Origin of the sequence: Curvivirga aplysinae, from assembly GCF_009711445.1 — a bacterium.
In the GTDB taxonomy this organism is placed as follows: domain Bacteria; phylum Pseudomonadota; class Alphaproteobacteria; order UBA8366; family Aestuariispiraceae; genus Curvivirga; species Curvivirga aplysinae.
Genome location: NZ_SMMC01000102.1, coordinates 1 through 10013, shown reverse-complemented (window position 1 = coordinate 10013; position 10013 = coordinate 1). Strand labels below are relative to the sequence as shown.

Here is a 10013-nt window from a genome sequence, read left to right as displayed (position 1 = left end):
ATTTAAGTCGAAAAGAAGAACAAAGATGACAGAGACAAGACAGGCTGAAATCGTTTCCGTTTCGGGAGCTTCATCGGATCAGTTAACTTCCCATGTTGAAGGGGAGACTGCAAAAATCGTATTTACGCCATCGGGTCGCCGTGGCGTTTTTCCTGTTGGGACCAAGGTACTGGATGCAGCAAGACATCTAGGTGTTGATATCGATTCCGTTTGTGGTGGCCGCGGTATTTGTGGTCGCTGCCAAGTCGTTCAATCTGTCGGTGATTTTCCGAAATTTGGTTTAAAAAGTGCTGAAGATAATATCTCTGAATTTAATGCAAAGGAAGAGCGCTATAAAGAAAAACGCGGTATGGACGATGACCGTCGATTAAGTTGCTCTACAACGATTCAGGGTGACTTGGTTATTGATGTACCAGAAAGTTCTCAGGTTCATAAACAGGTCGTGCGTAAACGTGCAGAAGTACGTGATATTGAGTTAAATCCTGTTGTTCGTTTGTATTATGTCGAGGTTGAAGAACCTGATATGCACAAGCCAACAGGTGATTTTGAGCGTATCGCAGAAGCGTTGAAAGATCAGTGGGAAGTAGAGGTTACTAATGCGGATCTTAAAGTTTTACAACTACTTCAAAAAGCTCTGCGTGACGGCGAATGGAAGATTACAGCTGCCGTTCGTCATGATGGCGAGCTAACTTTTGTATGGCCTGGATTCCATGACAAAGCTTTTGGCTTGGCGGTGGATGTTGGTTCGACAACCATGTCTGCGCATCTGACAAATCTGCAAACTGGTGAAGTTGTTTCATCTGTTGGTGCGATGAATCCTCAAATTCGTTTTGGTGAAGATTTGATGTCCCGAGTCTCCTACGTGATGATGAATCCGGGTGGTGAAGAAGATATGACACGTGCGGTGCGCGAAACATTGAACTTCCTAGCATCTCAAGCGGTGACTGAGGCAGGTTTAAAACTATCTGATATCCTTGATATTGTTCTAGTCGGCAACCCAATTATGCATCATCTATTGCTTGGTGTGAATCCAGTAGAACTTGGTTGGGCACCATTTGCGCTTGCAACTAACAGCGCGGTTAAAGTTTGGGCAAATGAACTTGAATTAAATGTGAATCCTGGTGCACGTGCTTATATTTTACCATGTGTGGCTGGTCATGTTGGTGCAGATGCTGCGGCTGTTACATTGGCGGAAGGTCCGCAATTCCGTGATGAAATCACTTTGGTAGTGGATGTTGGTACCAATGCCGAGATTGTGCTTGGTAACAAAGACCGTTTATTGGCTTGTTCAAGCCCAACAGGACCAGCACTTGAAGGGGCTCAAATCTCTTCAGGTCAGCGAGCTGCAGCTGGTGCAATTGAACGTGTACGGATCGATCCTGAAACACTTGAGCCACGCTTCAAAGTAATTGGATGTGATTTATGGTCCGACGATGAAGGATTTGCTGCTGCTACCAGTAAAACAGGTGTTACGGGTATCTGTGGCTCTGGGATTATTGAAGTATTAGCGGAGATGTATTTAGCGGGTATCATTACTCATGATGGGATCATTGATGGTACTTTAAAATCTAAAACAGATCGTGTGGTTGAGAATGGTCGTACCTTTGACTACGTATTACATCATGACATTAAAGTTATTCAAGCTGACGTTCGTGCAATTCAATTAGCAAAAGCAGCACTTTATGCTGGCGCACAGCTTCTTGTGGACAAATTAGGTAAGCCTGTAGAGCGTGTGGTTCTTGCCGGAGCATTCGGTAGTCATATCGACCCTAAATATGCGATGGTTCTTGGACTGATCCCTGATTGTAAATTAGACATGGTTGCCTCTGTCGGTAATGCAGCGGGAACTGGTGCACGTATCGCATTATTAAATAAAGATGCACGCCGAGAAGTTGAAACCTTGGTTCAAAACATTGAAAAGATTGAAACTGCGGTCGAAGAGAAATTTCAGGCGCATTTTGTCGAAGCAATGGCGTTTCCACACAAGACTGCACCGTATGAAAACCTTAAGCAGGTAGTAAATCTACCAGAACCTAAGATTGCGTCTAGCGATAATGGGGATGGAGATGAGGGCAGTGGTGGTCGTCGGAGCAGACGCCGTCGCCGCGGGTAATATACTCATCTCGTAAACATCTATTCTTAGGGGCTGGAAGATACAAAATTGACCAACCTCTAAGAAATGGATGCTGCATAATGAGCGCACAAAAAGAACTAATTCAGGAATTCATGAAAACCTGTACGGTTGAAGTTACACCGGGCGGGGCAGCAAAAGTTGATGATTTTCGTGAAATGCTTCGCGAAGGTACGACAGTATATGTAACTTTTCTACCGGGTTCCGATTTTGCTGATACAGTAAAAACAGTACGTAAATTGCGTGATCAGGGTATGAACCCTGTGCCTCACTTTGCTGCACGTTCTATTCCTTCTAAAGACTTCCTTGAAGAAAATTTGAAGATGCTTCAGGCTGAAGTTGAAGTTGAACATGCGTTGTTGATCGGTGGTGCCGTTGATAAGCCGCTGGGCGAGTTCCATAGCTCCATGCAAGTTTTGCAAACTGGTTTGTTTGAAAAATATGGTATTAAAAAATGTGGTTTGGCATCACATCCAGAAGGTACACCAGATATTCCTGAAACTGACGTGGCACAGGCAATTCGTGATAAGAATGCCTATCAGAAAGAGACAGAGATGCAGCTTTATTTAGCGACGCAATTCTGTTTCGAATCTAAGCCAATTTTAGAGTGGGAAAAACGTATCCGTGAAGAAGATGGAAACGAGCTTCCAATTCATATTGGTATTCCTGGCTTGGCGACAATTAAAACATTGATCAAACATGCGCAGCATTGTGGTGTCGGTCCGTCTATGCGTGTATTAACACGTCAGGCTGCAAATATTGCTAAATTGATGACAGTACGCCAACCAAACAATTTAGTATTGGAATTGGCAGAAGCTTGTAAAGCTGATTCAGACATTAAGATTTCTCAGTGTCATCTATATCCACTGGGCGGCTTGAAGAAATCTGCTGCTTGGTTATATGCGGTTCAAGACGGTAACTTTGAAGATCATAAAAAAGATGGCTTTAAATTGACCGTTGATATTGGCTAATTGCAAATAATCTGATGATTAAAAAGGCTGGTCTTGACCAGCCTTTTTTATTTATCCGTCTCACCATTTGATTTTGCATTAAGTTCGGCTGTTGTATCCACCAGTCGTTGAGATAGATCACGAGTCATTTGATAGGAGAAGTTGGCATCTTGACGAGCAAGTTCGGCAAATACATCTGAGTTTAGTTGCAAGGCATTTAGGTCTTTAATTGCTCTTACTGTAGCCGTTCGAGTTGTATCACAAAGTAGGGCTAATTCACCGACAAGTTTATTACGACCCAGCGAGAATAAAACGGATTCCGAGTTATCTTCGTTCTCTAGGATTACATTCGCCTCTCCATCCAGAATAACATAGGCGGTATCTCCTTCATCTCCTTGTCTGAACAAATTTTCCCCTTCAAGATAATGTTTACGTTCGGCGGTAAAGGCCAATAGTTTTAGCTGTGAAGGTTCTAATTCAGAAAATAAAGGTAAACTTTGCAAAACCATTGCTTCCTCACCCATACTCTGGGTTTGAGCGATCTCTTCTTCCTGAATAGAAGATGAGCCATCAATTAGCGCAATCTTGCCATTTTTGATCTCGTAATGTGTTTCATAATCAAAACCTTCAGGCTCCGATGTTGAAATCCAAATTGTAGTTGCTTGCTTTGTAAGATTTGAAAGCTTTTTACAAATTCTTTCTCGCGTTTTCGCATCCAGTGCATTTAGTCCATCGTTCACCACAATAATCTTTGGTTGTTTTAATATATTTCTGGCCAAAGCGAGTTTTTGTCGTTGTGCAGCGCTTAATCGCGCACCTCCGATACCCACTGTGAACACAAAGGCTGCTCTAATTATAGGCTCTCGCAACTTTAGTTGATCTGTAATTGAAATTAGAGCTTCTTCGATTTTTGACGTCGCATCTGCCCGGCCAAATGCAATGGAACCAAATAGGATATTATCCTGAATAGACAGATTTTCATTATAGTGTTCTGAATCAAAGCCTTGGATATCATGGATGAAGAACTCACGATGCTCTTCCCAGATATCTTTTCGAAGCTCCACTAGTTTTGACCTTAGACGATTGTCAATTAATCCAAGACGATGGCGTTGAGGTACAAGACGTAAAGGAAGTGAGAGGAGGATATCTTTATCTTCTTTACTCAATTCATTTATTTCGGTTTTTTTTGCCTTTGTTACAATATTTTTAAGAATTGGTAAGCTTTCTTCATCTACGAAGCTAAATTGTTCAAAGAAAGTATGTCCAGCCGCGATATCCTTAAACATATCGACCATAATTTCAGCGCTTCGCAGGCCGATAGTTAAGAACATATTGTAAATATTATGCTTTTCTAATAATTTTATGATTTCAGGCTGTTGCATGAAGTTCACGTCATTGAAACGTTCATGAATAGGGCGCCCGAATAAAATATTTTCGTGAACAGTTGTATATTCGTTATAGCTATCAAAATTGTATGGTTTAACTAAATCGGCGATACCTCTTTCCTCGAGATATGGCCACAAAGCTTGACGTGCTTTCATTAAATTATCGGCGAAATCTTGATTATTATTCACATCAATAACTTGGCGTAATCCTAAGTTAAAAAGATCATTGGATAATTCTACTTCTTCAAGTATTTCAACTGCCTTGTGGCGTAAATCTTCATAGTCACCTGAATTTGACAGCGGATAATCAATCCAATCAAGTTCAATGTTATCTTTACTATTGCCGGCAGCAATAGATTCAACAATCCCCTTCAATCTATCTTCGTCATGACTTTCTTCTTTTGGTGGTAGTTGCTGTAACCCCATAAATAAATTATCAGCAATTGAACGATCAAAGAAGGAGGGATTGGCGGATAGATAAGCAATATTTTGACCAATGGTTTCTTCATGCATATTTGAAAATTCATGACCGTCAACTGTTATGCTACCTTTGGATGGAGCTTGTAAACGTGTTAACAATCTAGACAGACTATCACGAGAAGAACCTGAATTGCTTGTAATCAAATTTGAACTACCTTGTCTGAGTGTGAAGTTCGCATTATCAATCAACATCACATCTTCGTCTTGTACTGTTAAAGAGGTTGCTTTTATATCCCCAACCAGAGTGATTTTTTCTTTCGGACGACCATCAAATTTATCGGCTTCAAGCATACCATCTGGTACAAATTGGCTATGTATTTGTTCATATTTAATTTTGGAATCAGCCATACGCTGATAATAATTAAGCAATTCTTTCCAAGGTGCCGCCAAGTCTTTATATGCTGCGAGAGCCGCAACAAGGGCACCAAATGTCAAATCACCCATAATAACCAGATAGCCACCAACTGAATAGAAGAAAAACGGGGTCATTTGTCCAATGAAGTTATTTAGGAACTTCATAAAGAACTTACGTTTATAGATATCAAATCTAACCCAGAAAATTTTTCCCAATCGGTCAGACATGTCAGCCAAAATAAATTTTGAATGATTTTGAGCGTGAATATCCTCTACGCCAGCCACAACTTCATTGATCCGATTAGAGAGAGAACGTACATATTTTACACGTTCCTTACCTAACGCATTAACTCTCTTTTGAAGTTTAGGAATAACGTATCCTTGGACAGGAATGGAAATGAAAGCAGCAAGACCAAGTAATGGATCTTGTATGAACATGAAAGTCATGATTGTTATGAAGGTTCCGCCTTGGAAAGCCAGTAAAGCATAGGCATCTCCAAAAAAACCACCAAGAGGTTCCACTTCAGCTGTAACCATCGTCACAACTTCACCAGCCGATGTTTTTTGAAACTGTGATAAAGGGAAGCGCAGGGTGCGCTCTAATAAGAGATAACGTATACGTCTTAACAAACGTTCCGCCATAACACCTTTATAGGTATTGATTCGCAGCTTAAACCCACCATTGATGCAGACCATCAACAAAAAGATAAGGCATAACGAAAAAAGGTATTCCAATTGGCCCATTTCAATACCATCAAATTGCAGGCCAAATAGGTTGAAATTGAATAAGACAAAATAATCAGCAGCCCCACCGATTGCTTCATTCACAATAGTTTTCGGTAAGTCTAGTGAGTAATAAAGAAATGGAAATGAAGCGAGAATGAGTGCAAGCGTTGTAATTTGCTGTGCTTTACTATAACGCCAAATAAATTTGAAAAGGCTGCGATCCAATTTATATCTCTCTGTCTTTTGTTTCAATATTTAGAGAATCTTTTGAAGGGTAGGTTATAGTGAATCCTGATATAGGTCCAACTTAATCAATTCAGAAATTGACATAAGATATCCAATTCGACTCAATAAATATAATAATATGAATACTTCCTTGTTGATTTTCCCGGCAAATAATAAAATAGTATTATCATACTGTTATCACTAATGCTGGTTGCTATGCGTGAACTAATTAAAAACGGCTTATTGCGTAATTTATATAATCACTGGTGTGATTGTCGGTCGTCGCATGTGGTTCCGTTTCGATCATCTATTGATTTGACCCGAATTCCGGATGTTTTTTCGCATCTCGCCATCTTTGAATTTATTCCTCAGGAAGAAACTTATGTTTGTCGTCTAGCGGGGGATATAGTGCAAAAAACGTATAAGAAAAGTCTTGCGGGTAAAAATATAGACGAAATTTTTAGTAATGAGATCTCAGCTTTATTAAGTAGTTATTTCGATACCGTACGAAATCATACTTCCGTTGCTTCTGGGAAGGCTGTCTCCCTCGATGAAAAAAGAGTAGAATTAATTTTACTACCTCTTGCTAATGTTGAAGGGGAAATTGTTCAAATACTTAGTGCGCAGGTATGTGACTATGATATCGAACAGACAGCTTTTGATTTTGCAGCTGATGATTTTATTTTTCGTTCTTTTGAATGCCGAAATATTGAAGATTAAAAAAAACCGCTTAAGTTATGCTTAAGCGGTTTTTTCTATCATAAAAATAGCAGCTTTAATTAGGTACTTCTTCCGGGAAGTATTTTAATAAACTTCTGATTGGATTTGGTGCTGCTTGTCCTAAACCACAAATTGATGCATCAGCCATTGTATCGCATAACTGCTCTAACAACCCTGTATCCCAACTTGGTGTTTCCATAAGTTTGACGGCTTTTTCTGTGCCAACTCGACATGGTGTACATTGACCGCAAGATTCGTCTTCAAAGAACTTCATCAGATTTAATGCAGCATCTTTTACACTATCGTGATTAGATAATACCATTACAGCAGCAGATCCAATAAACCCGCCAAATGGCTGAAGCGTATCAAAGTCCAAAGGGATGTCATTCATCTTAGCTGGGAAGATACCGCCAGATGGACCGCCAGGTAGATAAGCTTTCAATTCATGACCATTCAACATACCGCCACAATAATCATCGATAAGCTGTTGAATAGTAATCCCTGCAGGTGCCAGTTTAACGCCCGGTTCTTTCACACGACCAGATACAGAGAAGCTACGTAAACCTTTACGATCATTTGCGCCATGAGATGCAAACCATTCCCCACCTTTTTCTAGGATTTCTGGAACCCAGTACAAGCTTTCGACGTTATTCACCAATGTTGGGCGGTCGAAGATACCTTTTTGAGCCACAAATGGTGGACGATGGCGTGGTAGGCCTTTTTTACCTTCAATTGATTCGATCATTGCGGATTCTTCACCGCATATATAGGCACCAGCACCGCGGCGTAAATGAAGCTTCGTATGTTTGGATAGGCCTGCAGCTTCAATTTTAGCAATTTCATCTTTTAATAATGCAATCACATCAGGATATTCATCGCGAATATAGATATAGACAGCTTCTGCTTCGACGGCCCATGCACCAATTAACATCCCTTCAAGGAATTGATGAGGTTTTCGTGTCAAATAGTGATGATCTTTGATTGTTCCTGGTTCACCTTCATCACCATTTACGGCCATCAAACGCGGTTTCGGTTCCATACGAACGAATTTCCATTTACGACCGGTTGGGAATCCAGCGCCACCTAATCCGCGGAGGCCTGAACCTTCCATCGTTTCGATAACTTGTTCAACAGTAAGGTTTCCTGAAACGCATTTTTCAAGAATTGCGTAACCACCATTTGACTTATATTTATCAAAATCTTCGTAATTTGGTTTTGCGTGATGTGTATCGCCTTTTTCGGCAGCTTCAATCAGTTTTTCAACTGTCGCGTCGGTTACATGATTGTGACCAACTTCGGCAACTGGTGCTTGATGACAACGTCCCATACAAGGCGCACGTAACACCCGAACCTCTTGTCCTGCTGCGTCTGGAAGGTTTCTTAAAAGATCCTGTGCGCCTTTCATTTCACATGACAAACTATCACATACGCGAATAGTTAAGGGGGGCGGAGCTACTTCATCTTCTAGCACGATATCAAAATGGGCGTAAAAAGAAGCTACCTCATAAACTTCTGCCTGAGACAGTCGCATCTCATGTGCTAAGGCATGTAGATGTGCAGCAGATAAATGACCAAACTTGTCTTGGATCAGATGTAAATTTTCGATCAACATATTTCGTTGACGGGAGTCTTCTGATAGTAATTCCAGCACTTCGTCATGTGCCGTTGAATTTAATTGGCGGCCTTTTGGATGTGGTACGGCTTTCCGGCGACCGAACCCCGGGCTTCTGAAGCGATTTACTTTTCCGTTTTCGTCGCTTTTATGTGTTTCACCCATAATTGATTTGCTCCCTCAAATTAAGGTGTATCTGATCCTGCATATGCCAAAATAAAATCTGGCATTATTATGATAATGTTTGATGTTTATATCTGTAACTACTTTCCAAGATGGTTTTTACAGATATAACAATGGATTGTTGCTACTTATAAAGGGTATCGTAAAGTCGTATCTTGTCAGTGAACGTCATTGTCTATGTCTGCCGCGACGAGTTGTGCATTGGCTAAATCAACAACACGCTTACCTGCATGCTCAAAATTTATCGTAATTTTCAAGCCAACAACAGATTGAACCTGCCCAATACCCCACTCATTTGCACCTGAGAGAGTAACATATTCACCTAAGCGTGGAATATACGAAGAAACTTGTAGACTCATAAAAATGTTCCTTGTCATAATTCAATTTCTTTAAGACTGTAAAGCATCACATCATTTAAGAAATTGGTAATGCTTGCTATACATATTCTATCAGGACGACGCAATCTTTCTGGCGAAAGGGTGCATAATTAAATGGGGAAATATTTCTTATGGAAAGAATAAATTTGCGTTTTTCGGAATTGTTGGTTTCGCGGCTTTGTCATGAATTGGTTGGGGCTGCGGGGGCTATAGGCAATGGCATAGAATATCTGGCAGACCATTCTGGGCAAATAGCTGATACTGAAGTTGTCTCATTGCTTTCAAATAGTTCACTGCAATTAACTTCTAGATTGAAGTTTTATCGCGTCGCTTATGGTTTTGCGGGAAATGCTATAGATAATATTGCGGAGCTAAGATCTTTAGCATTTCGTTTTTATGAAGCAGATCCAGATATTTCTCTAACGTGGCAAATGGCACCGATAGCACCAGATTTATCGGCCGGGGAAGGGCGGTTGATTTTGAATCTGATTTTGCTGGCAAGACAATCTGTAGGATTGGCGGGGGATATTGATGTGAGCTTGGATGAGGGTCAGATTGTTGTATCTGGAGTAGGGGGTAGTGCAAAGGAGAACGAAGAACTTGTCAGTATTTTGTCTGGGGTAAAGACTATTGATGATCTTAACTCAAAAAATGTTCATGAATTTTTAACATTTCAATTAGCTGAACAATTGAGGATGAAGTTTTCACATGCTGTTTGTATGGATGACACGACCACACAGGTCATTTTTTCTATCGAAAAGAGCTAACCAGATACAGTGAATTGAAAAGAATATGTAATAGTGTTTTGGTTAAATAACTAATGAAGAAGACTCTTTTTTTATTTTTTTGATGATATTTAGTTGAAAAAAA

At 40.4% G+C, this 10013-nt stretch carries 7 protein-coding genes; 4 read left to right on the top strand and 3 right to left on the bottom strand.

The window, feature by feature from the left end; translation table 11 throughout:
• Both E1160_RS02490 and E1160_RS02485 read left to right on the top strand, forming a co-directional pair.
• Positions 1 to 2113 (top strand): ASKHA domain-containing protein (locus E1160_RS02490; RefSeq protein ID WP_218048664.1); only part of this gene is annotated, 2113 nt, incomplete at its 5' end.
• Between the two features lie 80 nt (positions 2114 to 2193).
• Entirely contained in the window at positions 2194 to 3102 is a 909-nt protein-coding gene (locus tag E1160_RS02485; protein WP_155153413.1) for a methylenetetrahydrofolate reductase, read from the top strand.
• A 47-nt stretch (positions 3103 to 3149) separates the two neighbouring features.
• Here E1160_RS02485 and E1160_RS02480 read toward each other — a convergent pair whose 3' ends face one another.
• Positions 3150 to 6251, bottom strand: coding sequence for an ABC transporter transmembrane domain-containing protein (locus E1160_RS02480; protein ID WP_155153412.1), 3102 nt, complete (start codon positions 6249 to 6251; stop codon positions 3150 to 3152).
• A gap of 216 nt (positions 6252 to 6467) precedes the next feature.
• On the opposite strand from E1160_RS02480, the gene E1160_RS02475 reads away from it, so the two are divergent.
• Positions 6468 to 6971 carry a PAS domain-containing protein gene (locus E1160_RS02475; RefSeq protein ID WP_218048663.1) on the top strand — a complete coding sequence of 168 codons (504 nt, stop codon included), beginning with the start codon at positions 6468 to 6470 and terminating at the stop codon, positions 6969 to 6971.
• Between the two features lie 55 nt (positions 6972 to 7026).
• Here the strand turns inward: E1160_RS02475 and E1160_RS02470 are convergent, their stop codons facing one another.
• On the bottom strand, positions 7027 to 8748 hold the full coding sequence (locus tag E1160_RS02470) for an NADH-ubiquinone oxidoreductase-F iron-sulfur binding region domain-containing protein (protein ID WP_155153410.1): 1722 nt from the start codon (positions 8746 to 8748) through the stop codon (positions 7027 to 7029).
• Between the two features lie 176 nt (positions 8749 to 8924).
• Positions 8925 to 9125, bottom strand: coding sequence for a DUF3553 domain-containing protein (locus tag E1160_RS02465; RefSeq protein WP_155153409.1), 201 nt, complete (start codon positions 9123 to 9125; stop codon positions 8925 to 8927).
• A 149-nt stretch (positions 9126 to 9274) separates the two neighbouring features.
• Here E1160_RS02465 and E1160_RS02460 point away from each other — a divergent pair, with 149 nt between their 5' ends.
• Positions 9275 to 9910, top strand: coding sequence for a histidine phosphotransferase family protein (locus tag E1160_RS02460; protein WP_155153408.1), 636 nt, complete (start codon positions 9275 to 9277; stop codon positions 9908 to 9910).
• The last annotated feature ends 103 nt before the right edge of the window (positions 9911 to 10013 follow it).

Coding starts and splice junctions, on each gene's coding strand:
- E1160_RS02485 (WP_155153413.1), top strand. CDS start 2,194: ATGAGCGCACAAAAAGAACTAATTCAGGAATTCATGAAAACCTGTACG.
- E1160_RS02475 (WP_218048663.1), top strand. CDS start 6,468: ATGCGTGAACTAATTAAAAACGGCTTATTGCGTAATTTATATAATCAC.
- E1160_RS02470 (WP_155153410.1), bottom strand. CDS start 8,748: ATGGGTGAAACACATAAAAGCGACGAAAACGGAAAAGTAAATCGCTTC.
- E1160_RS02465 (WP_155153409.1), bottom strand. CDS start 9,125: ATGAGTCTACAAGTTTCTTCGTATATTCCACGCTTAGGTGAATATGTT.
- E1160_RS02460 (WP_155153408.1), top strand. CDS start 9,275: ATGGAAAGAATAAATTTGCGTTTTTCGGAATTGTTGGTTTCGCGGCTT.